Genomic DNA, 26,958 nt, shown 5'->3' with positions numbered 1-26,958 from the left:
TACCGATACATGAGAAAAGCGCGACGATGGACTCGCATCCAGCGGCCTACAGTCCAACAGGATACGGTCTCCACGACGGCGAGGCAGTTGTTCAAACACCGCAGACAGTCACAACGCTGCAAGGCGAGCGTATCGAGAGCATCATCGAGTTGCTAGCGACAATGGATGGGGAGACGGCGGCAGGTGATCTAGTCGACCGAATACCGGACGCGAAAGCGGAGTACATCGAACTACTGTACGAGAACACGCTCGCATACGATGGCCGTGCGATTCCGCCTAAACTGGAAGCCACCGAGAGTCGACGGCTACTCGAATCAGTCCTGCCGTCTATCCCACCGGCACGCCACCACGAGGTACCGGATCGACTTGCAGCTCTGTCGGTCGCTGTCTTCGGTGATCGAGACCCTATTTCGCCAGTTATCTCACGACTGCGTGCTGCTGGCGTCTCAGTGACTGACGGCCCTCGGGAGCCGGATGTAATCCTCTTGAGCGAACAGCTCGAACGCAGTGGCTCGTGGTCGACAGCCAACGAGCTGTGGGCCGAATCCGAGTCGACACTCGTTAGAACGCGGCTAACCGAGCGGGGGTGGCGACTCGGCCCCGTGCTCACGCCGGATGCACCGGCCTGTTTGAACTGCCTCTATGAACGAGTGGATGCGAACAAAGCGGGCGGACAGCTGTTTACCGAAACGCTCGGTGGTGACCCGCCATATGCTCGGGCCTACGTCGACACCGTCACGGAGCTACTGTTCGGCACGTTGCTGAAACAGGTGCCACGATATCTGGACGAACAGTTCGTCGTTTACGATCACTACGAGCAGGAGAGACGGACCCCACGTGTGTTCGCACTGCCACACTGTGAGGTGTGCAATGTCTGATGCGAACGAGATCACCATCACCGAATGGGACAGTGATCGCGTGTCGACCGAAAGCAAAGACCGCAGTGTCCTCGCGCGGCTCCGACAGATCGAGAACCCGACAACGGGCATCATCACGGGCCTTCAGCGGGTGCCGGTGCCACCGGGCGAGCCAGCTATCGAGAACTACGTGGTCGACCGAGAGGATTTCACACCGTTTACCGACGGAGAACCGATGGCCCACGAAGAAGGCGGCTGTGCGTTCACGAAATCGAATGGGCTCATCGCAGCATACGGTGAGGCCATCGAACGCTACTGTGGCTGTGTGTTCCGAGAGGAGGCGTTCCGCACAGCCTCATATACGGACATTGTCGACTCGGCCTCGGCCATCGATCCAACAGCGGTTGTGAACTTTTCATCACAACAGCAAGCGTCGATGGATAGTTCCAGTCTCTGTGGCGTCGACGACGAACTGTCGTGGGTTGTTGGTGAGGACCTCGGTTCGGGATCCGAAACGCACATTCCGGCTCAGTTAGTGTATCTGTCGTATCCGCCGGATGCAGAGCCATTCATTCGGAATCCGATCTCGACGGGGCTGGCGACAGGCTCCTCTCGGGAGATGGCGATCCACAACGGGCTGTCCGAACTCGTCGAGCGTGACGCGTTCATGACGTACTATCTGACGAAAACTGAGTTGCCAGTTATCGATCCAACCACAGCCTCGCCACGAATCCAGCGGTTGGTCGACCGCGTGACTGGACACGGACTTGAACTGACGCTACTGGATGGAACGACCGATCTCGGTGTGCCGGTTGCAATCGCGGTGTTGGTCGACCGAAAGAGCACTCCCGCGGTTACCGTGGCTGCTGCAGGTGGTACAGACGCGACAGCGGTAATTGAGAGTGCGCTCGAAGAAGTGGTCCAGACGCGACTGTGGACGCTATCACTGCTGGCGGATACCGAACGGGCTCCCGCGGATCTCGAACTCGAAGCGATCAACTCCTATGCCGAGCGCGGCCTGTTGTGGTCGGTTCAGGACCGTATCAGTGACCTTGCATTCTGGATTGAGAGCCACCGAACCACGACCGTCGACGAGTTCGACAGCGATCTCCCCTTCGGTGAGATCGTCGACCGAGTCACGGCGGCGGCGGGATACGACTGCTACGCGGTCGACGTCACGACGCGAGATGTTTCGAATCTGGGGTTCAGCGTCCAACGAGTAATCGCCCCGCGGCTCCAGCCGCTGTATCTCCTGGAGCGATTGCGCTATTTCGGCGGAGATCGGCTCACGGAGACGCCGGTCGAAATGGGGTATCGGGAGCGGCCACCGACCGAGGCAGCACTCAACACGGTTCCACATCCCTTCCCCTAACGATGTCACGAAATTCACCACTCGACGGAAATTCACCACTCGACGACGAGTTCGAATATCTCTATGAACTGTACCACAAGAATCTCCCACCGCTGGTATCAGAACCGACGCTCGCGCCGAAAGAATCGTCGTCGCCCGGGTCGCCCACGTCAGGATATAAAACATACCGGCGGGCAGCAACCACTCCGCTTGCTGATACCGCGGACTCGGACTTCTTAAAACGACTCCAGCAGCGGGCATCGTATACGCCCCCAACAGAGCGACGGCCAATACCCAACACGGAGTTGTCGACGCTGCTGGCGTATTCGTACGGCGAAATCAGGGAAGCAGGTGGAGACCCCCGTCGACCCGTGGCCTCCGGCGGTGCCTGCTACCCACTGGAGATCTATCCAATCGTGCTCGATTCGCCGGACGTCGACTGCGGGATCTACCACTACAACGTCCGCGACGACACACTCGAACAGCTCCAAGAAGGCGACTACAGCGAGTGGGTGCGGACCAACTGGACGTGGATCACTGCCGCGGATGCGGTTGCAGCAGTGTTTGTGATCACTGCCATTCCGGAGCGATCAGCCGACAAGTACGGCGAGATGGGGTACCTGTTCGCCGGGCTCGAAGCCGGGAGCGTCATCCAAAATTTGCAGCTCGTCGCGACGGAACTCGGTATCGGCAGTCGACCACACAATGGCCTCGACTATCGCGCAGTTCGGCACCAGTTGCAGCTCCGAGACGACGAGTATCTCCTGTCGACGGTCGCCTTCGGCGGCGCTACACAGGTCGGCAGCGACTGACCGCAAAGCGAGAGCAGGCACCGACTGTGTACTCCAAACACACAACGCCCCTACACTTTTGAGCCGACACACCAACGATCCAATAATGTCGAAGGGTATCAAAATTATAAAGGGAATCTCGAAATGGGTCCGTGAGTCAGTCGGCCCGGACGCCGAGAATCGAGGGCCGGACAGTACGGAGAACGATGAGTCCGAAGACGAGGACAACGGACAGTCTAGCGACCACGACTCTCCCGTCTGCTGTTCGGCTTCGAGTAATTCCGAGTTGACAGTACTTGACCCATAACTTGTTTTTGGACCAGTTGAATCGCTCTTACTGATCGAACTGTCGACCCATCTTGAGCGCCACAGCTCTCCAACCGACCCCTTCTTGTGAGTGTGCCCTGATATGTGTTTATGCGACGTCGTCACTCTATTTCCATTTTTCTTGTAGTCTTATTTACTTTTATGGCAGGTTGCAGCGGTGTTATCCCGGTCTCAGATGTCGACGGTGGCAGTGCCGCACAGTCCGATGAGGTGACCGAGTGGACAGTCACCGTCACTCGCGTGATCGATGGCGATACCGTCGAAATCCGGTATGCAAACGGTCAAACCGATACGCTCCGACTGTTGGGCGTCGACACCCCCGAGACGACGCTCGGCCGCGGGTCTCCCGACGAGTTCGAGGGAATCCCTGACACGCCAGCGGGTCGAGACCACCTTTATAACTGGGGTCAGCGGGCAACGCAGTTCGCCGAGGCCGAGCTGGCTGGTGAGGAGGTCCGAATCGTCGTCGACCCTACAGCGGATCGGCGCGGAAGCTACGGCCGGTTGTTGGTATACGTGTATGTCGACGGCGAGAATTTCAACAAGCGGTTGCTGTCGGATGGTTATGCCCGGCTGTACGACAGCACGTTCTCACAACGCGAGCCATTCGCTGCGACCGAACGGGATGCCCAACGCAACTCAATTGGGCTATGGGAGTTCGATGGTTCGGATACTGACTCGTCGACCGAGGGTGTCGACGTGCCACCCCTGCCGCCAGATGGCGACTACGACTGCTCGGATTTCGACACGCAGGCACAGGCCCAACAGGTTCTCGACGAAAGTTCCGGCGACCCACACCGTCTCGACGGGGATAGTGACGGTTTTGCTTGCGAGACGCTTCCGTGACATCGAATAGTAAGTGTCAAAATGGGTTCGTGGTTCGGTGCGGTGATCCGATGAAAGACTCGTCGATATGAGTCCAGTACCGCAATCAGATGACGCCCAGTCCGGCTGCGACACCAATTGCCAGCAGCAGGACAATCAGTATCCCTACCATCAGTCCTCCATTCCCCCCGCCGGCTTCGGCAGCAGGTGTGGCGGCGTCGCCAGATTCGGCGGCATCGGTTCCCTCGGACTCGGTCGACTCGATTTCGCCCGCAAGGTCGTGGTCGCCGTACTGCTCACGTGTATCTCGAACGAGCGTGATCCGAGCGCCGGTTTGGTCGGCGATCTCACCGTTGGTTTGTTCGGGATCGGCTGCAACGGCATCGAGAATCGTACGCTGTTTTGCGGTTGGTTCCGATGCAGTTTCGGTCTGGGAGGCACTGGCCCCGGTGTCGGTGGCCTCCTCAGAGTCTTCAGCAAGGTCGACTGCCTTCTCGTAGGTGGCTCGTGTATCTCGCACGAGCGTGAGCCGTGTGCCGGTCTGATCGGCGATCTCGCCGTTTGTTAGATCGGGGTTTTCAAGGGCGGTTTCGAGGATCTCGCGCTGTATGTCGGAGAGCAGATCGGAGGCTGTCGTCTCCGGCATCTCGATGGTCTCGGTTGTCGAGGTCGTTTCGCTTTCCGTCTCGTCCTCGGAGTCGTCGACTGGCTCCTCGTCGAGATCTTTGTCCCACGGCTTGTCATCGTATTCGTGTTCGTGGATCGTATCCCGAACAAGCGTGAGCCGTGTGCCGGTCTGTGCGGCGAGCTCGCCGTTGGTTAGCTCCGGGTTGGCGAGTGCGGTTTTGAGAATCTCGATTTGGGTCTCGGAGAATGCCTCGGTGTCGATTGCCGATGGGATCTCGTCGCTGCCACTGTCGCTTTCGGTGTCAGTGTCGGTCGACTCCTCGTCGTCGGACTGGTAGTCCGCAATCGTATCTCGGACGAGCGTGATCCGAGCGCCGGTCCGGTCGGCGATCTCGCCGTTGGTCAGATCCGGATTCTCCAGCGCAACTTCGAGGATTTCGAGTTTGATCTCCGAGAACCCATCGGCGTCGACCGCTGCCGATCCGCTGGCAGCATCGGTGTTGGGGTCGACGGCTCCGCTGGTGCCGTCGAACTCGTTGAGTGTATCTCGGACGAGTGTGATTCGAGCGCCTGTCTGCTCGGCGATGTCAGCGTTCGTCATGTCGGGATTCTCCGAAGCGAGGTCGAGGATTGCGGCCTGTGTATCGTTCGGTTCGGAGACCGTGTCCTCGTCACCCTCGTCTTCGTCGGCGTCGGCGCCGCTTTCGGCCGCTGTGTCGACAGCGTCCCCGTACTGGTCGAGCGTATCACGGACGAGTGCGATCCGCGCGCCGGTCTCGGCAGCGATATCCGCGTTCATCATCGTCGGATCGTTCGCCGCGGTTTCGAGAATCGCCTGCTGTGTCTCGCTGAGCTCCGCGGCCTCGACCGTCACCGAGTCTGCGGCACTTCCAGCGTCGCTCTCGGCGACACCCTCGGCGAGTTCGACATCGTCTTCGTACTCTGCTCGTGTGTCCCGCACGAGCGTGATTCGCATACCCGTCTGTTCGGCAATTTCGGTGTTCGACAGTTCAGGATTCTGTAGCGCTAGTTCGAGGATTTTGCGTTCCGTCTCGCTGAAAATAACGGAATCTGTGTCTTTTGGCATTAGTAGAGTCTCCGATTTGTCAGTGAACGTCTAACTGTGTTGCTACTGCGACCGTCGCTGGCGGATTCTCTCCCATCGAATCCAATCATCATACAAGTTTTTCACTCTAACCTACAGTAATTAATCTACCCCTTCATACATGGTTTTGCCCACAGAAATAGCCCATATTATCTCCAAATACCCAAACAGTGTCTAGACAATGATAGTAATTGCTCACTTTCTCTGAATAGATGCCACCTATTGGGTGTCTCTTGTTGAACCTGCTACATTTCGGTCGAGGGAGACTACGGAACAATCCGACCCACACCGCGTTTCCGATGAAACAGGAGACTGTTACGAGCCTGCATATAAGATGACACTGAGCCAGCTACCCACACCGCATTTCCGATGAAACAACTACCTGTCTGGCTCGAATTCACACTACGTTTCCAGTGAAAAGATCGGTTGTGACGATGAGTCTCACACCGTATTTCCGGTGAAACAATGATATCTCTCCAATTTTGTATCTGAGCTCGGTGAGCGTCGACTCCGAGCACGAAGGACCGACCACAAGTAGGGATGGTCTCGGTCGACCATGATCGAGCGATCTGCCAATAGGTGAGCAGTCGGTCAAGTCGTTGCTCAACGTGTCCTCACACACACCGTGTTTCCGGTGAAACCAGCCACAGAGGTGGCTTTGTCTTCAAACACACCGCCACAACACCTCTGTTTCTTTGGCCTTTATACTGGAAGAAACATAACTTAATTCAACTACATAGATACAATTATATACTAAAACGCCTAAAAGTCCAGTAAACTACTCGCATACAGCAAAAGTAGACTACTCAGTTAGTATCGAGTCGAAGCGTTTCTTTTCCGGTTTCGGTTTCCGTGTCGTGGTTTCGTCCTTTATTTTAAGCTCTGTACGAGCGACACCCGTCGACAGAGAGCTTAGCAGCACTGTCTTTCGTAACTAATCTATACTCATTTCCCCGATTAGTACTCATTTCCCCGATTAGCTCTCACCGCGCACGTATCGATTGCTTGCAGGAGGTCGACCACCGTTTCAGGTCGACCACCACCCTCGATCCGGGTTTCACCGGAAACGTGGTGTGTGTGTCTCGACGGTCAAAGGGAAACCCATTTCACCGGAAACGTGGTGTCTTGGGGTATGTCTGAGACTGCGGACGATCTATTTACTCGTGAGGACCCGATTTTCGCCACCAAAGAACTCTTAGAGATCAGCCACCTGCCCGGCGAGGGTCGGATCGTCGGCCGAGACGACGAGATCTCCCAGCTCGCCACGGCGGTCAACCCCGCTATCTTCGGGCAGAGTCCGAGCAACGTGTTGATCTACGGCAAAACGGGTACCGGAAAATCACTTTGTGCGAAATACGTCTCCCGTCGACTCATCGAGACCGCGGGCGATGAAGGTGTCACCGCAACGTTCGCCTACGTCGACTGCGCCCAAGACACGACCGAAACTCAGGCCGTCCAAACCATCGCCGATAGCGTCAACGATGTGGAGGCGACCGATATCAACATCCCCGACAAGGGACTCAGTACGTCGACCTACTACAAGCGACTCTGGCGCATCCTCGACCAACGGTTCGACGTGGTGGTGATCATCCTCGACGAGATCGACAAACTCAGCGACGACGACATTCTCATGCAACTCTCGCGTGCGGGCGAGGCAGGCAAGATCACCGACTGCAAACTCGGCGTCCTCGGGATCAGCAACAAGATCCAGTACAAAGATCGAATGGACGAACGCGTCAAATCCAGCCTCTGTGAACGGGAGTTCGTCTTTCCGCCATACGACGCCAACCAGCTCCGGAACATCATGGAGGCCCGGAGCGACGCCTTCCGGGATGGTGTCCTCGAAGCCTCAACGATCCCGCGCGCAGCCGCGTTGGCAGCCCGTGAACACGGGGACGCGCGCAAGGCAATCGACATTCTGCGGTACGCCGGCGAGATCGCTCAGTCAAATGGGTCGACAACCGTCAGAGAACAGTTCGTCACCCAAGCCCGCCAACGGGCTGAAACCGACCGCTTCCGGGAACTAATCCGTGGCTCGACGCCCCACTCGCGGTACGTCCTCCAGGCCCTTGCGGTGCTGTCGCTGTCCAATCCGCAACAGGAAGGGTTCCGAACGAGTCGCGTCTACGAAATCTACGAAAACATCTGTCGACAGGAGGGCTCCGAGAGTCTCTCACTGCGGCGTGTCCGTGATCTCCTGAAAGAACACGCGTTTCTCGACATTATTGAGCAGTCGAAACACAGCGGCGGCAGCGCCGAAGGCAGCTACACGAACCACCAACTGCTCGAAGATCCCGAAGTCGTCAAAGACGTGCTGACCGAAGAAAGCACGTCGTAGACGCCACCCCACGCACCGCTGTTTGACACAGGATACGGCAGAAATCCACTCGGCGTAGGGTTGAACCCTCACACCGACTGGTCAGTTGGTCGACCGCGTTTAGCCCAGCAGGCCGAGGTCTTCGATCCGCTCGACGATCTGCTCGACGGCGGCGGTTGCGTCTTGGGTCTGCTTGCCACCGGTAATGACGATCTTCCCGCTGCCGAACAGCAGGATTACGACTTCTGGTTCGTCCATCCGGTAGACGAGGCCGGGGAACTGCTCAGGTTCGTACTCGACGTCTTCGAGCCCAAGTCCAATCGCAAGCGCGTTGAGATTGAGGTTGTGGCCGAGGTCGGCACTCGACACAATGTTCTGGACCGTAATCTCGGGGTCTTCCTCGACGGGGATGCTGAGTCCACGAAGCTTTTCGAAGATGATGCCGAGTGCTTCGTGCACGTCATCGATGCTTTTGGCACCGGTACAGACGATCTTCCCCGACCGGAAGATCAGTGCGGCGGCTTTCGGCTCCTGGGTCCGGTAGACGAGACCGGGGAAGTTGTCCGGATTGAAGTCCGCCCCCGGAAGGTCCTCGGCGAGTGCCTCAAGATCGAGTTCCTGACCGATACCTGTCGATGCGACCACGTTCTGGATTTCAATGGAGTCTGCCGGCGCTGTCATCTATACTACCTTATATACAAGCCTCCCTTATAAACCGACCCGTTATAAACTACTTTCGCCGGTTTTATATTATTGCTCTTGTGGGAAGCCAACCACAAACCACACAGACAGTGTATCAGAGCCTAAGTCGTTCGTTCTGTACTAGCTCGACTCTCTACCAACTGCTTTTTGTCTTTATTGGTTCGTGGCCCCGTGATCAGCTCGTTGGCAGCTGCTCGTATTTTCAACCACATGTACTCTTGTCGACCCGCCGGGTCTGGTCGTCCCTCGGTTGGTGAGTTCCGTACTTTTTTGATCGCCAATCCAACTGAGACCATCTGGGCATTTTCTTGGATCCGTTTTTGTTTTCGCGCACGTGCGTGTGCTTCAATCAGACTCTGCGTCGACGTAATCAGCAACCTGTCGTTGAAAGATGGTACGCAATCGCATCCACACGGCATGAAACCGCATGACGTGGCGCCTTTGGTTCGACGGGGTTAAGTATTCGACCGGCATTCGTTGTAATGCGAAGGTCGGTCGGGTCACTCCGGCCGACACCCGCTGTCGGAATCGCCCGACGGCGGCCATCTCGAAACAATGCCCTTAAGTGTATAAGGGCATTCGGATGGAATGCAACAGACAACATACGAGATTGCAAGGCCGTTCAATTCGGCCGGCACTCGTGGAGCGGATCGAAGCTAGTTCGGATCGCCCGAACCTAGGTCGAGTTCGACGGGTTTATACCCGTGACTCACCTTCGATCTAATCCGAAGAAATGGGGATCCCGCCCCTGCGGTACGCCGTACAGATGGGATCCGACGTTAGCCTTGGTAGTTCGGTGTCACCCGATTGCTCGGAGGATGCCGAACTCGGACCATGCAATGAGACACATTTTGGTGACCAATTTCCCTTCAAGGAAATTGTTCCCGCCAACCCCCAACTGTCTCTTCGAGACAGTTGGACACATTCCGGTTGATCCTGCCGGAGGACATTGCTATTGGGATTCGATTTAGCCATGCTAGTCGTACGAACTTAGATTCGTGGCGAATAGCTCAGTAACACGTGGCCAAGCTACCCTTCAGACCATAATAACCTCGGGAAACTGAGGCTAATGATGGATACGGTATGCACGCTGGAATGCAGCATACTCCAAACGTTGAGACGCTGAAGGATGCGGCTGCGGCCGATTAGGTAGACGGTGGGGTAACGGCCCACCGTGCCAATAATTGGTACGGGTGATGAGAGTCAGAGCCCGGAGACGGAATCTGAGACAAGATTCCGGGCCCTACGGGGCGCAGCAGGCGCGAAACCTTTACACTGCACGGAAGTGCGATAGGGGAATCCCAAGTGCGAAGGCATACTAGCCTTCGCTTTTGTTGACTGTAAGGAGGTCAACGAATAAGAGCTGGGCAAGACCGGTGCCAGCCGCCGCGGTAATACCGGCAGCTCGAGTGATGTCCAATATTATTGGGCCTAAAGCGTCCGTAGCTGGCCAGCCAAGTTCGTCGGGAAATCCACCTGCCCAACAGGTGGGCGTCCGGCGAAAACTGTCTGGCTTGGAACCGGAAGGCTCAGAGGGTACGTCCGGGGTAGGAGTGAAATCCTGTAATCCCGGACGGACCACCGATGGCGAAAGCACTCTGAGAAGACGGATTCGACAGTGAGGGACGAAAGCTAGGGTCTCGAACCGGATTAGATACCCGGGTAGTCCTAGCTGTAAACGATGCTCGTTAGATGTGGCACCCACTACGAGTGGGTGCTGTGTCGTAGGGAAGCCGCTAAACGAGCCGCCTGGGAAGTACGTCCGCAAGGATGAAACTTAAAGGAATTGGCGGGGGAGCACTACAACCGGAGGAGCCTGCGGTTTAATTGGACTCAACGCCGGACATCTCACCAGCCCCGACATCGATAATGACAGTCATGTTGACGACATCTGCTCGAGTCGATGAGAGGAGGTGCATGGCCGCCGTCAGCTCGTACCGTGAGGCGTCCTGTTAAGTCAGGCAACGAGCGAGACCCACGTCCTTAATTGCCAGCACCGGCCCCGGCCGGGTGGGTACATTAGGGAGACTGCCGCTGCTAAAGCGGAGGAAGGAATGGGCAACGGTAGGTCAGTATGCCCCGAATGGGCTGGGCAACACGCGGGCTACAATGGTCAGGACAATGGGTTCCAACCTCGAGAGAGGACGGTAATCTCAGAAACCTGGTCGTAGTTCGGATTGCGGACTGAAACTCGTCCGCATGAAGCTGGATTCGGTAGTAATCGCGTTTCATTAGAGCGCGGTGAATACGTCCCTGCTCCTTGCACACACCGCCCGTCAAAGCACCCGAGTGAGGTCCGGATGAGGCCACGTTCCCGTGGTCGAATCTGGGCTTCGCAAGGGGGCTTAAGTCGTAACAAGGTAGCCGTAGGGGAATCTGCGGCTGGATCACCTCCTACAGATCGAGATCTGCCCACTTCGGGCAGACTCACCGTTCATACTCATCTGCGGTCCGACGTTGACTCTCTCTGAGTCAACGCGATTCCACTCGGCGTTTCCGTGCCATCGGGCACCTTCGAACTACCAAGGCTAACATTTCATCTCGACTCGGTCGGCTTTGCCGACCGAGTTGGGCTCATAGCTCAGCGGCAGAGTGCCTCCTTTGCAAGGAGGATGCCGTGGGTTCGAATCCCACTGAGTCCATCGTTGCGCATCCATGAACCGTGCCCCTTATACGGGTGACGGCATTCGGGTGTAATACGCAGAAACCGATGCACCGTCCCGCGTAAGCGTGGATGGGAAGGGTAGAACACACCGGCGTACCACCTCGGTGTGTGATGATATCGTGTGTACGTGCAATCCAGGCGTCCACTGGACCCAGTACGTTAGAGACCATTGTGGTCTCACCGGGTACAGTGAACATACATTCGAGACACGTCGTGTGTCTCGATCTTCGAGACAGTCTTAGACTGTCTCATCACGAGGCAATCTCCTTTGGAGATTGTCTCAACCATGAGACGATTCAGTTCGTCTCAATCAACTGGCTACTGTGCCAGCTGGTGAATGGCTCGGCTCGAGAGCCGACGAAGGACGTGCCAAGCTGCGATAAGCCTACGGGAGCTGCATGGAAGCAAAGAACGTAGGATCTCCGAATGGGAATCCCTCTCAACAATTGCCTTGCGCAATAGGGAACGTCGGGAACTGAAACATCTTAGTACCGACAGGAAAAGAACGCAACTGCGATGTCGTTAGTAACGGCGAGTAAACACGACACAGTCCAAACCGAATCCCTTACGGGACATGTGGTGTACGGACTGACACTCATCGACCGAAACTTTCTGAGAAGTCTTCTGGAACGGAGCGTGATACAGGGTGACAACCCCGTATCAGAAATCAGTACGTCGTGCGTCAGATCCAGAGTAGCGTGGGTCGGATATCCCTCGTGAAAAATCCCCGGGCATCCCCCGGGAAGACTAAACACTCCTCGAGACCGATAGCGAAAAAGTAGCGTGAGCGAACGCTGAAAAGCACTCCACAAAGGATTGTGCAATAGAGCCTGAAATCAGTTGGCGATAGAACGACGTGGTATACAAGGTCTCTGTCTTAATGACCCATCCGCGAGGATACAGTAAGACGACAGAGAAGCCGATATTGCGTCGTACGTTTTGAAAAACGAACCAGAGAGTGTATCTCTCCGGCGAGTCTAATCTGTGTATCAGAGTAGACGTAGCGAAAGCGACATGGCCGCAGCCTCTTTGAGGCCAGGGCCGCCGTCCTTCAGGGCGGGGAGTCGCAGGGATACGACCCGAAACCGAGTGATCTATGCGTGGGCAGGGTGAAGCGTACCGAAAGGCACGTGGAGGCCCGTTAGAGTTGGTGTCTTACAATACCCTCTCGTGACCTACGTATAGGGGTGAAAGGCCCATCGAACTCGGCAACAGCTGGTTCCGACCGAAACATGTCGAAGCATGACCTCAATCGAGATAGTTCGTGAGGTAGAGCGACCGATTACAAATCCCGCCTCCGAGAGGAGTCGGCTTTGTTGTCAAACTCCGAACTTACGAACGTTGTAGACATTGGGAGTCCGGTGTGCGGGGTAATCTTGTGCACCGTAAGGGAGACAACCCAGAGCTAGGTTAAGGACCCCAAATATGGATTAAGTGCGATCGAAGGTGGTCTCGAGCCCTAAACAGCCGGGAGGTGAGCTTAGAAGCAGCAACCCTCTAAGAAAAGCGTAACAGCTTACCGGCCGAGGTTCGAGGCGCCCAAAATGATCGGGGCTCAAATCCATTTCCGAGACCCAGCAGCATCCCGTTAGGGATGACCACGTAGGTCGGCGTTCTGATCGGGTGGAAGCTCGGGCGAGAGCTCGCGTGGACCGTTCAGAAACGAAAATTCTGGTCACAGTAGCAGCTATAGTCGGGTGAGAACCTCGACGACCTTATGAGCAAGGGTTCCTCAGCACTGTCAATCAGCTGAGGGTTAGTCGGTCCTAAGTCTATCCGTAATTCGAAATAGACAACAGGGAAACTGGTTAATATTCCAGTACCGTCACCATTCAACGCCAACGCCTTGGGAAACAACGAGCCGGGCAGTCGCCCGGTCGAATCGAGGAACTCCGTGGAAGCCGTAACGGCACGAAGCGGACGAATCTCGAGATAGAGAAATTCGTTGGTACCTAGGGCCCGTGAAAAGGCAAGTGTGATGTCCGTACCAAGATCCGACACAGGTGCTCTGGCAGCGAAAGCCAAGGTCTGTCGGGATAACCGGCGTTAGGGAATTCGGCAAGTTAGTCCCGTACGTTCGCAAGAAGGGATGCCTGCTCCGGAATGGAGCAGGTTGCAATATCTCGGAAGCTCCGACTGTCTAATAACAACACAGGTGACTGCAAATCCGCAAGGACTCGTACAGTCACTGAATCCTGCCCAGTGCGGGTATCTGAACACCTCGTACAAGAGGACGAAGGACCCGTCAACGGCGGGGGTAACTATGACCCTCTTAAGGTAGCGTAGTACCTTGTCGCTTCAGTAGCGACTTGCATGAATGGATCAACGAGAGCTTCACTGTCCCAACGCTGGACCCGGTGAACTGTACGTTCCAGTGCGGAGTCTGGAGACCCCCAAGGGGAAGCGAAGACCCTATAGAGCTTTACTGCAAGCTGTCGCTGAGACGTGGTCGCCATTGTGCAGCATAGGTAGGAGTCATTACACAGGTACCCGCGCCAGCGGGCCACCGAGACATCATTGAAATACTACCCGATGGTGACTGCGACTCTCACTCCGGGAGGAGGACACCGGTAGCTGGGCAGTTTGACTGGGGCGGTACGCGCTCGAAAAGATATCGAGCGCGCCCCAAGATTTCCTCACTCGGGTCGGAGACCCGAGGAAGAGCGCAAGAGCATACGGAAGTCTGACAGTGACATTCCCAACGAGTGTCGCTGACGCGAAAGCGTGGTCTAGCGAACCTACGAGGCCCATTGATGGGGCCCGTAGATGACAGAAAAGCTACCTTAGGGATAACAGAGTCGTCACTCGCAAGAGCACATATCGACCGAGTGGCTTGCTACCTCGATGTCGGTTCCCTCCATCCTGCCCGTGCAGAAGCGGGCAAGGGTGAGGTTGTTCGCCTATTAAAGGAGGTCGTGAGCTGGGTTTAGACCGTCGTGAGACAGGTCGGCTGCTATCTATTGGGGGTGTTACGGTATTTGACGTGAACGATCGTATAGTACGAGAGGAACTACGATTGGGCACCACTGGTGTATCGGTTGTCCGTCAGGGCAGTTGCCGAGTAACTACGTGCCACGGGGTAAGAGCTGAACGCATCTAAGCTCGAAACCCACATGAAAAAGAAATACCACAGAGGTCACTCATAGAAGATGAGTTCGATAGATTCGGGGTGTGCGCACCGAGGCAACGAGGTGTTGAGCCCACGAAAACTAACAGACCAAGCCATAATCATACTGCACTGACCCATCGTATTGGGTCCAGGCGCTTACTGGATTGCACACTACACACGAATTAGTACATACCGTACTGACTGATTTGGATTTACAACGGTTCGATTCCGTTGATCAGCCTTACGGCGGCCATAGCGACGAGGTTCCACCCGTACCCATCCCGAACACGGAAGTTAAGCTCGTCTGCGTTCCGCGCAGTACTGGAGTGGGAGACCCTCTGGGAGTCGTGGTTCGCCGCCCCTATTCATATTCGGTGATTCGGCCGGAATCACCCCTCATTCATTAGCCTTCGAGCGACAGCACTGCTGTTGCTCGGGGCTTTTTGTATTTATAGAGCGACAGCGATCTCCGCTGTTGCTCTCCAATTCATATTGGAGCCCAGAGCAGCCGCGCTGTGCAGTCAACCTACTTCAGGGGCATACGTCCTCCGTAGCTGGGCCTCGTCGACAACGTGACCCTCTCTGAATTTCTGAAGCTCGTTTGTTGGAGCGGAACCACTGTCGAACCTCAAGATGGTATCGACGTGAGTACGCGTGGTGGCCACTCACACAGAAAAAGCCTACTCGTCGTCCAAATCAGGCGAGGATAGATCGTGTGAGACGACCGTCCCATCCGTCATAAGCCGTACGCTACCGAGCATCACGGTATCACCGGGTGAACCCGCTGTTGCAATCGTTCGGAGCGTCGACTCCTGATCGAGCTCCTCCCATGTCACGTCTGCAACGAGCCGTTGAAATTCCTCGGGGTCGGTCCATCCGGAGTCGATATCGCTTGGAACACGAACGACGAACTCCAAATCCGACTCAGTGAGATGGATGCCGACCAGAAATCGGTCGCCCTCTATCTTGTCGGTGGTCATAGCTCTGCTTGGACCACGAGCGACAAAACGACTGTGGCTCGGTCGACGGTTCATCCGGTGTAGCAAGCAACTACTCTCCGGTAGCCCATGGTTAACGGTAGCATAGACCTCTGTAGACGGAGGTAGAACGGCTTTTGACCAACGGGAGGCCACAGTGGTGTAATGAGCTACAAGATCGGCTTGGTGGGGAAACCATCGGTCGGTAAATCCAGTTTTTTCAATGCGGCGACGATGAACGAGGTCCCTGAGGGGGCCTATCCGTTCACGACAATCGATCCCAGCGTCGGCGAGGCCTACGTCCGCGTCGACTGTGCGGCCCCCGAGTTCGACCAAACCTGTACGCCAAACGTCGGTGTCTGCCGGGATGGAACCCGATTCGTCCCGACGAAACTCGTCGACGTCGCCGGACTCATTCCCGGTGCTCACGAGGGTCATGGCCTCGGTAACCAGTTCCTAACTGATCTCAACGAAGCCGATGTCCTGATTCATATCGTCGACTTCTCGGGGAAAACGGACATCGAGGGCGAAGCAACCGAGGGCCACAATCCTCGGGACGACATCGATTTCTTGGAAAACGAACTCGACATGTGGTATCTCGGGATCTTGGAGTCGGGAATCGAGAAACACGAGACCAAATATCAGGGTGCGGATGCCAAAATCGAGGTCGACCTCGCCGAGCAGATGAGCGCGTTCAAAACGAACAAAGACGAGATCAAACAGATCATTCTGTCCCTCGGGCTCGAACTCGACACCGAGGAGTGGGACGACGAGGATCGAGAGGACCTCGCCCGCGAGATCAGAAAACGAACGAAGCCGATGTTGATCGCAGCCAACAAGATGGACACCCCGGAGGCACAGGCCAACTGGGAGGAGATCACTGATGATCCCGACTACGACCATCTCACGTTCGTTCCGGCGAGTGCCCATGCCGAAAAGGCGCTCAAAAATGCCGACGAGTCGGGTGTGATCGACTACATGGCCGGATCAGACGGTTTCGAGATCGTCGACGACATCTCGGCCGACCAGGAGGCCGGACTCGAACAGATCCGGGAGTTCGTCACCGAGTACGGCGGCACCGGTGTTCAGCAGGCCATCGAAACGGCCCTCTTTGATGTGCTGGGCTGTATGGCGATCTTCCCCGGCAGCGCCAACGGGAGCGCCGACGAGAAAGGGGTGTTCCGAGACTGCTTCATTCTCCCCGAGGAGTCGACAACCTCCGACTTCGCCTACTTCCTGCATTCCGACATCGGTGATGGTCTCTTACACGGGATCGACTGCCGGAGCCAGCGACAGGTCGGCGCGGATCACGATCTTGAACATCGGGATGTCGTCGAGATCATCTCGACGAACTAGGGTCAGTTCGGTCGGCAACAGGGTCGACTGTAGTACTCAACTCACTGGTCGACTGTCTCAAGCGCGTCTCCGAGTGCGATCAGTGCTTGGGTTGCACTCTGCTGGGTGACAGCCAGTCGGTCACCGTCGAAGACGTGTCGGTCGACGCGGGTAAATGACGATTCGCTCCCCCATGGGCCAGCGTAGGCCACCCCGATGTAGACCAGTCCGACCGGCTTGTCGGCCGTGCCACCCGTTGGTCCAGCGATCCCGGTCGTCGAGACTCCCCAGGTTGTCCCGGCGGTGTCGCGGATGCCGCGGGCCATCTCGCCGGCGACCGACTCACTGACTGCACCATCAGCGTCAAGTGATTCGCGTGAAACGGAGAGTTCTGTCTGTTTGGCGTCGTTGGAGTAGGCGACGAGTCCGCGGTCGAAGTAGTCGCTTGCGCCGGGGATATCGGTTAGCCGAGAGCAGATCAAACCACCTGTAAGCGATTCGGCGACTGCAAGGGTCTCGCCTCGTTCTCTGAGCTGGTTGCCGATTGCTTCCTCGCTCACCTCGCCGCCGGGAGGCAGATCAGGCTGGTCAGTCGACATATAACTCCTATGTGCGGCCCGACCTTGAACAACCGGGGATGAGAGCAGTGGAGTGTCGCCACCCACAGAACTACCTTACGAGCCGTCGACAGTGGGGTATGGAGCCACCCTACACAGCCGGGCTCGAATCGGTTGGCCGGGAGTTCGACCGAGTCGAGTGTCCTGTCGAGGGAACGATTCCGTCGTGGCTTTCGGGGACGCTGTTTCGGAACGGGCCGGGCCGCTTTGAGGTCGACGACCAATCACTGAACCACTGGTTCGACGGACTGGCGATGCTCCGCCGGTTTCGCATCGAAGACGGCACTGTCAGCGTCTCGAATCGGTTTCTTCGGAGCGAAGAGTACGAACACGTTAGGCGGGAAGGCGAACTCAAACACGACCAGTTCGGCACGACCGCGCCGTCGTCGGTGTGGGATCGACTGACGGGGCTGATGAATCCAGAGCTTACCGATAACGCCTCGATCAGCGTCGACCGGATCGGTACCGATCCGATTGCAATCACCGAGACGCCACGTGCGGTCAAATTCGATGCCAAGACGCTGGAGACAGAGGAAACAGTTGAGCACAACGATGGGCTGTCGATCACTGGCAGTCTGGGCCATCCACACTACGATTTCGGGACTGAGATGGTCGTCAACATGGGCATTGAGTTCGGCCGGACAAGCGAGTACGTGCTGTTCGAGCGACCGACAGACAGCCATATTCGCCGCAAAGTCGGTGGGTTCGAGGTCGACCGCCCCGCCTATTTCCACTCGTTCGGTCTCACCGAGCGGTATGCGATTTTGATGGAGTCACCGCTTAGACTCTCGCCACGGTCGTTGCTTCGGGATCGTCCGTTTATCGAGAACTACTCGTGGGATGACGATCTCGCCAGTCGGTTTCTGCTCTTTGATCGCCAGAGCGGCGAGGTCGTCTCGACACCTCGCGTCGACCCCTGTTTCGTCTTCCACCACGTCAACGCCTTCGAGGAGCCAGCCGAAAGCAGGGTTGTGGTCGATGTGATCGCCTTCGAGGACAGCGATGTAATCCAGTCGTTGTCCCTCGACCGACTCCGAAGCGGTGAGGAGCCGGTGCCGGGCGGCGAGCTACGTCGGTATCGGCTCCCCCTGAAGGACGGGGGTATCGCGGAGCAGTCGCTGTTTCCGGGGCCCGTTGAGTTCCCGATGATCAACTATCGGGCGGTCAACACACGTTCCTATCGGTATCTGTACGCTGCGGGTCACAGTGGCTCGGTAGCGACGGGGCTGTTGAACTGTCTCCTAAAGTATGATCTCGAAACCGAGAGCCACACCGTCTGGAGCGAGCCGGGTGTTTATCCCGGAGAGCCGGTCTTTGTCGCCCGCAGGCCAGCCTCCGAACCCGGCATAGGAGAGACCGATGAGGACGATGGCGTGGTTCTGTCGGTGTTGTTGGATACCCGCGTCGACCGCTCTGTCCTCCTGATTCTCGACGGCTCCTCGTTTTCGGAACTGGCCCGCGTCCAGCTACCGACCGTGTTTCCGTTCGGCTTCCACGGTCAGTGGTATCCCGACGACGAGCGGCCGCATCGAACAATGCCGTAGTCCCTCAGGTGCCTTCGCGGATCTGTGCCCACAGCTCTTCGAGCCGCTGGTCGGCCGTCGACTCCCGTGCCGGGCGGTCGATCTTTGTCGTCAGCGTATGCTCCTCGGAGAGCTGGACTGCGATTTCGTCGAAATCCAGCTCGTAGCGGGTCGTATGCTGACCGCTCTCTCGGATCTGGGTCGATTCAGTCACCAGCGAGGCCTCGGTCAGCTGATCGAGTTTGCGGTACATCGTCGACTGCGGGATATCACACGCCTCCGAGAGCTCGGTTGCGGTCATCGGCTCGGAAAGCGTTTCGATGATCGTTCGTGTTGGCTCATCGCCGAGCGTACTGAGGACGTCCTCACTCAGATACTCGTCATCCCGCGCCGACGGGTCATGAACCATTGTTCCACGGTATACCCGACTTGCTGATAAATATACTGTTGAGGCGGCGCAACGAGACGCCGACTCATGATCCCAACTCTCTCGGCGTGTCGCTATCGATTTGCTGCAGTTATCCCCATCCGTTTTAGGTGCTCCTCTCCCTACCTGTCTATGAAAAGAAATGACTGCGAGCGGTCTGCTTCGTCGGCGACGATTCGCCCGGTACGCTGGTACAGCCCTGACGATCAGCCTCACTGGCTGTACGGGCGGTGAAGATGAGTCACTGCCGGAGAGCGACGACACCGCGTCGACGGCCGAGGGGCTGGTCGACCGCACTGGACAGGACCGTGTGACGGTCGAGGTCGGTGCGGGCGCGGATGGGGTTCAGTTCGCCCCGGCTGAGATACGGATTTCGGTCGGCACCACCGTGATCTGGGAGTGGACGGGCCGGGGTGGCGGTCACAACGTTGTCGAAGCCGAGGGAACCTTCGTAAGCCACGAGGACCGCGGCACCACCGATGAAGCGGGCTACACGTTCGAACACATGTTCGACGAGACCGGGAGCTACGAATACGTCTGCCAACCCCATGCGAAACAGGGTATGAGTGGTTCGGTCGACGTCATCGCGTAGGCTCTCTTACCAAGTGAGTCCTTCGTAGATGATCCCATCCCGTCGTTCGATGATCCGTCGACCGTCGACGACGACCGGCGAGGCCATCTCATCGAACTCGCCGTCGAGATCGGCGAACTCGGGCCAGTCGGTCACGACGAGTGCGCCATCGGCGTCGTCGAGTGCGGCGGCCGCACTGTCTGCGTACTCGATATCTGGGTAGTTCTCACGCATGTTGTCGGCCGCAACGGGGTCGTAGGCGACAACCGATGCCCCCTGATCGAGCAATGACTGAATCAGTGGAATCGCTCGCGAGTTGCGGATATCGTCAGTGTCGGGTTTAAATGCGAGACCGAGCACGGCGATCCGTTTACCGGCGGGGTCGACGTGGCTGGTCAGGAGGTCGACCAGTCGACCGGGCTGGCGGTCGTTGACGCCAACCGCCGCCGACAGGAGCTCCGGCTCATACCCCTGCTGGCGCGCGGCGGCGATGATTGCGGCGACGTCCTTCGGGAAACAGGAGCCGCCCCAGCCGACGCCGCTCCGGAGGAACTGCTCGCCGATCCGGTCGTCGAGCCCGACTGCGTCGGCCACTTCGTAGGCGTCGACGCCGTACTCCTTGCAGATGTTGCCCAACTCGTTGATCAGGCTGATTTTGGTTGCCAGAAAGGCATTGTTGGCGTACTTGATCATCTCAGCCTCGCGAATCCCCGTCCTGACGACCGGCGCGCCAGTTTGCTCGACCAGCGGGGCGAACACTGCGTCGAGTGTGTCGACACCCCACTCGTCGCCCGCTTCGGTGCCGAGGACGATCTTGTCGGGATCGAGGAAATCGTCGACGGCGGTCCCCTCGCGGAGGAACTCGGGATTCATCCCGAAACTGATTCTCTTCGACCGGTCACCTGCGGCCTCGCGGACTGCGGGGGCGATCTCGGTTTGGGTGGTACCGGGTGTGACGGTGCTTTTCGTGACGACGAGGTGGCGATCCGTTTTATTGGCCAGCGCTTCACCGACGGCTTCAGCCGCTGCGAGGATGATCGAGGTATCGATGCTTCCGTCCTTGTTGGAAGGGGTAGGCAGCGCGAGGAAGGTGACTTCCGTGTCAGTGATCGCACTGTAGTCGGTGGTGGCAGTTAGCCGGTCGCCGACGTGGTCGGCCAACAGTTCGTCGAGTCCCGGCTCGTGGATCGCGGCCTCGCCCCGATTGAGACTGTCGACGACCGACTGGTCGATGTCGATGGCAGTCACCTCGTGGCCGAGATCGGCGAAACAGGCCGCAATTGTCGTCCCTACGTAGCCACTGCCGACAACGCTGAGTTTCATTGGGTCTGTAGAGTTGCTCGTCTAATTTGACTGTTGTGTCGTATCATATCCTGATATCGGCTCTGTCCCATTTTTGGATCTCATAATAGATTATCTAACGTGAAAGTATTTAGCCGCGGAGCAGGAACGCCGGGTAATGAAAGCAGTCGTCCTCGCAGCAGGGAAGGGAACTCGGCTTCGGCCTCTGACCGACGATAAACCGAAAGGCATGGTCGAGGTCGACGATAAGCCGCTGTTGACCCACTGTTTCGAACAGCTGAAAGAACTGGGTGCCGACGAGTTCGTCGTCGTGGTTGGCTACATGAAAGAATCGATCATCGAACACTACGGCGACGAGTTCGACGGGATTCCGATCACCTACACCCACCAGCGCGAACAGAAGGGGCTGGCCCACGCCCTGCTGATGGTCGAAGAACACATCGACGACGACTTCATGCTGATGCTTGGCGACAACATCTTCAACGCCAATCTGCAGGACGTGGTTCGTCGACAGCGTGAGGACCGGGCTGATGCCGCGTTCCTTGTCGAGGAAGTTCCGTGGGAAGATGCGGGCCGGTACGGCGTCTGTGAGACCAACGCCTACGGCGAGATCACCGATGTCGTCGAAAAGCCCGACGAGCCGGAGTCGAATTTGGTGATGACCGGATTCTATACCTTCTCGCCCGCAATTTTCCACGCCTGCAAACTGGTCCAACCCTCGAACCGCGGCGAGTTCGAGATCAGCGAGGCAATTGACCTGCTGATCCGCAGCGGCCGAACAATCGACGCGATCAAGATCGACGGCTGGCGAATCGATGTCGGCTACCCAGAGGACCGCGACGAGGCCGAAAAACGGCTCCAAGAACAGACACAGACGCCGTAGGTCGACCGTTCCGTTTTTATCTCAGTTGAGCTGCCAGATCGAGTAGTTGAGTAGCGCCGCGAAGCTCACCCACGCGAGATACGGAACCAACAGAAGTGCCGCCCGACGGTCGACGCGGGTGAACGCCCACATCGTTGCGGCAATAAGGCCCCACAGGAGTCCAATCACCCCGAGTGCCAACGGTGGATTCTGGAGTTCGAAAAACACCGGCGACCACGCGACGTTGACCACCATCTGGAGACCGAACAGTCCGAGTGCGATCCGGACTGGTCGACGCTCGGGTCCCTGCCGGTAGATCAGATATGCGGCACAACCGATCAGTACAAACAGCAGCGTCCAGACCAGCCCGAACGCCCAGGTCGGCGGATAGTACCACGGCAGCGTGAGTGACTGAAACCATTGGCTATCGGGTGTGGTGACGACCGAGCCACTGGCACCGACGAGTGTGACGAGGACGGCCGTGATGGTCGCTCCGATGAGATCACGACGGCTCAGATTGTCGATAGCAAGTGTCGACTTCACGCGCTGACGCAGGGACATACTGAACTGTGAACCTCTAGTAGAATGAGCCTACTGGCCAGTAGATGGTGGCTACCGGTAGAGACTAGATCTCGGTCACACGGTGGTGGCTGTCGTCGAGTGCTTGGGCGTCCTCCGGAAGGAGCGCCACCACAATCGTCTCGACGTAGTCGCTGACGTAGTCGACCAACGCGGCGATCCGCTCGGCGTCGATGGCCTCCAGCGAGTCGAGCAGCATGAACGGGACGACTTCGTGGACTTCATGAACGAGGTAGCCGGCCAGTGCGAAAACGAGTCCCGTCACCTCGCGTTCGCTCTCGCTGAGGTGGTCGATGGTATCCTCGTAGCTCCGCCCGTCATCGGCTCGGCGGACGATATGGAGGCGAAACACCGATTGGTCGACGTGGCGTCGTCCCTCGCGGACGGTTTCGGTCGTCCGTTCGATCCAGATCCGCTCGATGTTGTCGTAGCCCAGTGTCTCCAATACGGCCGCCATATGCTCGTTGAACGCCTCGACCGCGTCGGCTTCGAGTTGGTCGACCTGTGTCCGAAGCTCAGTGAGCCGCTGTTGGAGTTTCTCTCGGTCGGCTTCGAGTTGGTCGCGTTCGGCCAGTTTGGATTCGACCGTGTCGATGCGGGACTCGATTTCTTGGCGGTCGCTCTCCCGGCGGCCGAGATCGAACTCCAACTGATTGATCTCAGTGTGCTGTTCGAGCACGGTGCTATCGGTCGACTGCTCGTGGTCCTCGATCTCGGCTTCGAGCGTCGTTGCCCGCTGTCGGAGCGCTTCGAGGTCGTCTTCGAGGGTGTCGATCCGGTCTGTCCGGGATTCGATTTCGGCGCTCGTTCGCTGGAGGCGTTGTTCGAGATCGCTCCGGCTTTCGTGGGCGGTTTCGAGCGATTGCAGTCGGTCAGTCAGCGCTTCGATCTCGCTGCGAAGCTCACGGCGTTCGGCCAGCGTCTCCTGTCGAACCCCCCTGAGTCGGTCGAGCGTCGACTCGATATCGCGCTGCTCGACCTCGCTGCCGCAGGTCCAACAGACGACCGACTCACTGTCATCGACGAGTTGGTCGGTCAGTGCCTCAGTTCCGGAGCTGTCGGACTCTACACCGGTTGCTGAGGGTTCATCTCGGAGTGCCTCCGCAATCGCCGTGTTCGTTCCCTCCAGCATCTCCTCGTTGAACTGAATGACGCTCTGGAGTTGGCTCGTGGTCGAATCCAGCTGTGAGCGTTGCTGGCGGAGATCGGCAAGTTGGCTTTCGATTCGGTCGCGCTCGTCGGTCGACGTCTCCGGGAGTGCGTCGAGTTCGGTTTGGATCTCCTCGCGTTCCTCGCGGAGCGTCTCGACGCTCTCGCGTTCGGTCTCCCGTTGGAATCGCGTCTCTTCGAGCTCCGACTGGACCGACTGAAGCTCTTCGAGGCGCTCGTCGAGGGCCTCTTGCTCGGCTTGGTTGGCGTCGACGGTGCCATCCATCGCGTCGAGATCCGCACGTTTGGCCTCAAGTTCGGCCTGTAGCTCCTCGATATCGTCCTCGATTGCGGCCTTCTCGGTTTCGTGCTCGGGAAGCTTGGCGTCGAGATCACTCAGTTCGTCGATCCGGTCGTCGAGCCGGCGTTTTTCGGCATGGGTCGACTCGATTTCGGCGTTGATCTCCTCGACGTCGACCGGGCGCATAATGAGTTCCCGAAGGTTCTCGCTCCGACTCACTGTGCGACGAGCCTCGTTGGACTCCAGTAGAAAGGCAAACAGATCCGCCAGCATCGGATCGTCGAGATACGGCGAGCCCGAATCAGTGACCGTGCCGTTTTGTCGTTCGAGCCGTCGGCTGTAGGTCCCATCGGCCATTCGCAGTGTCACCTCGCCGACCTCCGCATCCGCCTTCAGCGAGACGCCGTCGCTGCCGAGTGCACCCATCAGTGCCCGAAGAAACGATGTTCGGTTGGTCGCGTTCCGCCCCGACAACACGTTGACTCCTGTCCGGAGCCGCACCGTCGACTCGTCGATCCCCCCAAGATTCCGAACTGCAACGGACAGCTCCGTCTCACTCATCTGTGACTGTCCCATGGGTGCCGTTGTCGGTTGGGATGGTTAACAATTACCACTTATTGTCACTCCTCCGAATCGGTTCCGTCGGTTGGTGTCGAGTCACACTGACAGCCACCCCGTGTGAGGAGCTCACCGATCTCGTACTGCTGTCCACACTCCTCACAGAACACCTGCACGTCGACGAGCACACTGAAATCTCCGATATCGATACTGTCGGCCGTGTTGAGTCGACCGATTGTGTCGTCGGTCACCGCCTCCAGACGGCTCTGGAGCCGCTGGATCGTCTCGCGGTCGCGGTCGAGTCTGTCGGCCGCCGACGTCTGATTCTCGGGTGGGTCGACTTCTCGATCCTTGGTGAGGTAGGTGTGAATCGCCTGGTGGGAGACGAAATCTCCCAGTAGTTCCTCGGGGTCGACCTCCTCGCGTTCGAGGCGGCGGCGAGCTTGGGTCTCCATCCCTGCACTCACCTCGTCGTCAGTCAGCAGCCGGTAGGTGTTGTCGACCTCGCCATCTAGTGGTGAAAGTCCCGCTGACTCCATGTTGGCGGCCAGCAGACGCCTGTTGAACCGGTCGGCGAGCGCACGGAGACTCTCCCGTTCGTAGCCGTCTCCAACCCACCGGTCGGCGAGCTCTTGGCCCACAGTCGACAGCTCATACGCTTCGATTAGCCGCCGGACCTTCGTCACCATCGACAGTTACCTCCTGTGGGTGCGTCGGCTCCGATCATTGTTCGGTGATTTCGGTGTGGCTATCTGTATCTATCGGCTTCGACACTCGCTTCGACCTGTCGCTCTGCATTACAGCCACACAATACCGATTTCGAGACCATCTTTATTCACAGAATTACCTTTATTTGCTGACAGACACTTCCGTTACACTACTCGTCGACTGGTCGCTACTGCTGCTTCCCTCCAGCCATGATTCAGGAGACCTATCACACGCTCGTCCATCGGTTTCGGACCACTGCCACGGGGTTTATGAAGAAGCATCCAACCGTCGAACCCACACTGTACCGACTGCGGGACGGCTGTGCGAAGCTGATCGTTGATGCGGCTCGTCTCCAGACTTGGCTTCGGCATGACGCTCCGACCAATCCTTACCGCGTCTACTGGGTCGACCCCACCGAGATCACCGATTCGATCTCGTGGCAGGAGTTATCGGGCGACTGCAGTACGGCGATTCCCGACCGGTTTACGCTCCCGAACTACCACTTTGCCGGTCGCGTGCTCGATGGCGATTGGGACACCGGGCGTCGACCCTTCTCGGAGTCGGTCATCTATCGGTCATTTCAGTCTCATTTCGAGGAGGGGGTGCGGTGGCCCGAGACCGATCTCTACGCACAGTGTCTCGACGTTATCGAGGCGGGTGGCGATCCTTGGAGATGTCGCTCCCGTTCGGATCTCGACCGGCGCTGTCAGGGGATCGATGCGCTTTACAGTACCGTTGAGGCCGATGGATACAGTACACAGGCGGAGCTTCAGGCGTCGACCGCTAATCCGTTCGATCACGCCCGGTCGAATACGTACGCTCAAACGGTCGACGGCGAAATTGCGCTGATGGTCGGTCGGGATGGTGAACTGCTGTTTTACGACGGACGGAACCGGCTGGCGATTGCCAAACTGCTGGGGTTGGAGGCGGTGCCGGTCGTCATCCTCGTTCGGCACAGCCAGTGGCAACAGGTTCGGGACCGAGTCGCCAGTGGGTCGACCACCTTGGAATCGCTTCCCGACCGGCTTCAATCGCACCCGGATCTGGCCGGATTGGCGTCGACCGAAAACGAAGAACAGAGCGTCGCTACTCTTCAGTAGTGTCGATGCCGAGTGCTTCGTTCAACCCGCAGAAACAGGTGACGGCGTTGAAACCGAGACCGATAGCTCCCAGTCCGGCACTCAAAAGTAGGTAGTAGTTCCGTTTCCGGATCGCAGTAACTGCGAGGACTGTGAAGACGACTGCGAATGCTGCGCGGAGGAGTCGATCCGTGCCGCCGACATTTTGTTCAGGGATCATACCTGCTCGTTGTGGGGACTGTAATATATGGGTTGTCCAACACGATCCATCTCATTGGAATCAACACGCCCACG

At 57.7% G+C, this 26,958-nt stretch carries 21 protein-coding genes, 1 tRNA gene and 3 rRNA genes; 15 read left to right on the top strand and 10 right to left on the bottom strand.

The features are described from left to right. Nucleotides 1-26 precede the first annotated feature (26 nt). The 5 genes from HALTADL_RS00265 (at nucleotide 27) to HALTADL_RS00250 (ending at nucleotide 4,172) form a co-directional block, all read left to right on the top strand. Nucleotides 27-878, top strand: a complete 852-nt coding sequence (locus HALTADL_RS00265) for a hypothetical protein (RefSeq protein WP_089673730.1) — start codon at nucleotides 27-29, stop codon at nucleotides 876-878. Beyond that, nucleotides 871-2,229 carry a YcaO-like family protein gene (locus tag HALTADL_RS00260; protein WP_089673729.1) on the top strand — a complete coding sequence of 453 codons (1,359 nt, stop codon included), beginning with the start codon at nucleotides 871-873 and terminating at the stop codon, nucleotides 2,227-2,229. The genes HALTADL_RS00265 and HALTADL_RS00260 overlap by 8 nt, the downstream gene beginning before the upstream one ends. Before the next feature lie 2 nt (nucleotides 2,230-2,231). Continuing rightward, nucleotides 2,232-3,020, top strand: a complete 789-nt coding sequence (locus tag HALTADL_RS00255) for a SagB/ThcOx family dehydrogenase (protein WP_089673728.1) — start codon at nucleotides 2,232-2,234, stop codon at nucleotides 3,018-3,020. A gap of 85 nt (nucleotides 3,021-3,105) precedes the next feature. Continuing rightward, nucleotides 3,106-3,306, top strand: coding sequence for a hypothetical protein (locus tag HALTADL_RS17070; protein WP_143054190.1), 201 nt, complete (start codon nucleotides 3,106-3,108; stop codon nucleotides 3,304-3,306). Between the two features lie 161 nt (nucleotides 3,307-3,467). After that, nucleotides 3,468-4,172, top strand: coding sequence for a thermonuclease family protein (locus HALTADL_RS00250; protein WP_245708519.1), 705 nt, complete (start codon nucleotides 3,468-3,470; stop codon nucleotides 4,170-4,172). 85 nt (nucleotides 4,173-4,257) lie between these two features. On the opposite strand, the gene HALTADL_RS00245 is transcribed toward HALTADL_RS00250, so the two are convergent. Then, a complete protein-coding gene (locus tag HALTADL_RS00245; protein ID WP_089673727.1) occupies nucleotides 4,258-5,865 on the bottom strand; it encodes a winged helix-turn-helix domain-containing protein in 1,608 nt (535 codons plus the stop codon). A 1,150-nt stretch (nucleotides 5,866-7,015) separates the two neighbouring features. Here HALTADL_RS00245 and HALTADL_RS00240 point away from each other — a divergent pair. After that, the gene (locus HALTADL_RS00240; protein WP_089673726.1) at nucleotides 7,016-8,221 is read left to right on the top strand and encodes a Cdc6/Cdc18 family protein; all 1,206 of its coding nucleotides are present in this window, start codon (nucleotides 7,016-7,018) and stop codon (nucleotides 8,219-8,221) included. A gap of 99 nt (nucleotides 8,222-8,320) precedes the next feature. On the opposite strand, the gene HALTADL_RS00235 is transcribed toward HALTADL_RS00240, so the two are convergent. Next, nucleotides 8,321-8,881, bottom strand: coding sequence for a TATA-box-binding protein (locus HALTADL_RS00235; protein ID WP_089673725.1), 561 nt, complete (start codon nucleotides 8,879-8,881; stop codon nucleotides 8,321-8,323). 944 nt (nucleotides 8,882-9,825) lie between these two features. Between HALTADL_RS00235 and HALTADL_RS00230 the strand changes: the two genes are divergently transcribed. From HALTADL_RS00230 to rrf, 4 genes are all read left to right on the top strand, one after another. Continuing rightward, nucleotides 9,826-11,298, top strand: a 16S ribosomal RNA gene (locus tag HALTADL_RS00230). Between the two features lie 174 nt (nucleotides 11,299-11,472). After that, nucleotides 11,473-11,544: transfer RNA gene (locus tag HALTADL_RS00225), tRNA-Ala, on the top strand. A gap of 332 nt (nucleotides 11,545-11,876) precedes the next feature. After that, nucleotides 11,877-14,798, top strand: a 23S ribosomal RNA gene (locus tag HALTADL_RS00220). A gap of 120 nt (nucleotides 14,799-14,918) precedes the next feature. After that, nucleotides 14,919-15,040: ribosomal RNA gene (gene rrf / locus HALTADL_RS00215) — 5S ribosomal RNA — on the top strand. The 16S, 23S and 5S rRNA genes sit together here with 1 tRNA gene alongside, the layout of an rRNA operon. A gap of 316 nt (nucleotides 15,041-15,356) precedes the next feature. Here rrf and HALTADL_RS00210 read toward each other — a convergent pair. Further along, the gene (locus tag HALTADL_RS00210) at nucleotides 15,357-15,656 is read right to left on the bottom strand and encodes a hypothetical protein (RefSeq protein ID WP_089673813.1); all 300 of its coding nucleotides are present in this window, start codon (nucleotides 15,654-15,656) and stop codon (nucleotides 15,357-15,359) included. A 162-nt stretch (nucleotides 15,657-15,818) separates the two neighbouring features. Between HALTADL_RS00210 and HALTADL_RS00205 the strand changes: the two genes are divergently transcribed. Beyond that, the gene (locus tag HALTADL_RS00205) at nucleotides 15,819-17,009 is read left to right on the top strand and encodes a redox-regulated ATPase YchF (protein ID WP_089673812.1); all 1,191 of its coding nucleotides are present in this window, start codon (nucleotides 15,819-15,821) and stop codon (nucleotides 17,007-17,009) included. Between the two features lie 41 nt (nucleotides 17,010-17,050). Here the strand turns inward: HALTADL_RS00205 and HALTADL_RS00200 are convergent, their stop codons facing one another. Further along, the gene (locus HALTADL_RS00200; protein ID WP_089673811.1) at nucleotides 17,051-17,587 is read right to left on the bottom strand and encodes a CinA family protein; all 537 of its coding nucleotides are present in this window, start codon (nucleotides 17,585-17,587) and stop codon (nucleotides 17,051-17,053) included. 98 nt (nucleotides 17,588-17,685) lie between these two features. Between HALTADL_RS00200 and HALTADL_RS00195 the strand changes: the two genes are divergently transcribed. Beyond that, nucleotides 17,686-19,149, top strand: coding sequence for a carotenoid oxygenase family protein (locus tag HALTADL_RS00195; protein ID WP_162551637.1), 1,464 nt, complete (start codon nucleotides 17,686-17,688; stop codon nucleotides 19,147-19,149). Nucleotides 19,150-19,153: 4 nt separating this feature from the next. Here HALTADL_RS00195 and HALTADL_RS00190 read toward each other — a convergent pair whose 3' ends face one another. Then, nucleotides 19,154-19,537, bottom strand: a complete 384-nt coding sequence (locus HALTADL_RS00190; protein ID WP_089673809.1) for a winged helix-turn-helix domain-containing protein — start codon at nucleotides 19,535-19,537, stop codon at nucleotides 19,154-19,156. A gap of 160 nt (nucleotides 19,538-19,697) precedes the next feature. On the opposite strand from HALTADL_RS00190, the gene HALTADL_RS00185 reads away from it, so the two are divergent. Next, nucleotides 19,698-20,147: a halocyanin domain-containing protein gene (locus HALTADL_RS00185; RefSeq protein ID WP_089673808.1), complete on the top strand. Its 450-nt coding sequence runs from the start codon at nucleotides 19,698-19,700 to the stop codon at nucleotides 20,145-20,147. A 6-nt stretch (nucleotides 20,148-20,153) separates the two neighbouring features. Here the strand turns inward: HALTADL_RS00185 and aglM are convergent, their stop codons facing one another. After that, nucleotides 20,154-21,449 (bottom strand): UDP-glucose 6-dehydrogenase AglM, encoded by a 1,296-nt coding sequence (gene aglM, locus HALTADL_RS00180; protein ID WP_089673807.1) that lies wholly within the window; start codon nucleotides 21,447-21,449, stop codon nucleotides 20,154-20,156. 136 nt (nucleotides 21,450-21,585) lie between these two features. Between aglM and aglF the strand changes: the two genes are divergently transcribed. Further along, entirely contained in the window at nucleotides 21,586-22,311 is a 726-nt protein-coding gene (gene aglF, locus HALTADL_RS00175; RefSeq protein WP_089673806.1) for a UTP--glucose-1-phosphate uridylyltransferase AglF, read from the top strand. 21 nt (nucleotides 22,312-22,332) lie between these two features. Here aglF and HALTADL_RS00170 read toward each other — a convergent pair whose 3' ends face one another. The 3 genes from HALTADL_RS00170 to rdfA form a co-directional block, all read right to left on the bottom strand. After that, nucleotides 22,333-22,851, bottom strand: a complete 519-nt coding sequence (locus tag HALTADL_RS00170) for a TspO/MBR family protein (RefSeq protein WP_089673805.1) — start codon at nucleotides 22,849-22,851, stop codon at nucleotides 22,333-22,335. 64 nt (nucleotides 22,852-22,915) lie between these two features. After that, nucleotides 22,916-24,895 carry an archaea-specific SMC-related protein gene (locus tag HALTADL_RS00165; RefSeq protein ID WP_089673804.1) on the bottom strand — a complete coding sequence of 660 codons (1,980 nt, stop codon included), beginning with the start codon at nucleotides 24,893-24,895 and terminating at the stop codon, nucleotides 22,916-22,918. A 44-nt stretch (nucleotides 24,896-24,939) separates the two neighbouring features. After that, nucleotides 24,940-25,566 carry a rod-determining factor RdfA gene (gene rdfA / locus HALTADL_RS00160; RefSeq protein WP_089673803.1) on the bottom strand — a complete coding sequence of 209 codons (627 nt, stop codon included), beginning with the start codon at nucleotides 25,564-25,566 and terminating at the stop codon, nucleotides 24,940-24,942. Nucleotides 25,567-25,794: 228 nt separating this feature from the next. Between rdfA and HALTADL_RS00155 the strand changes: the two genes are divergently transcribed. After that, complete coding sequence (locus tag HALTADL_RS00155) at nucleotides 25,795-26,685, top strand: ParB N-terminal domain-containing protein (protein ID WP_089673802.1); 891 nt, start codon at nucleotides 25,795-25,797, stop codon at nucleotides 26,683-26,685. Here the strand turns inward: HALTADL_RS00155 and HALTADL_RS00150 are convergent. Continuing rightward, on the bottom strand, nucleotides 26,672-26,884 hold the full coding sequence (locus HALTADL_RS00150) for a YgaP family membrane protein (RefSeq protein ID WP_245708523.1): 213 nt from the start codon (nucleotides 26,882-26,884) through the stop codon (nucleotides 26,672-26,674). The two genes, HALTADL_RS00155 and HALTADL_RS00150, sit on opposite strands and share 14 nt — an antisense overlap. Nucleotides 26,885-26,958 lie beyond the last annotated feature (74 nt).

Origin of the sequence: Halohasta litchfieldiae (assembly GCF_002788215.1) — an archaeon.
In the GTDB taxonomy this organism is placed as follows: Archaea; Halobacteriota; Halobacteria; order Halobacteriales; family Haloferacaceae; genus Halohasta; species Halohasta litchfieldiae.
This window is presented reverse-complemented; position numbering and strand designations above follow the sequence as displayed.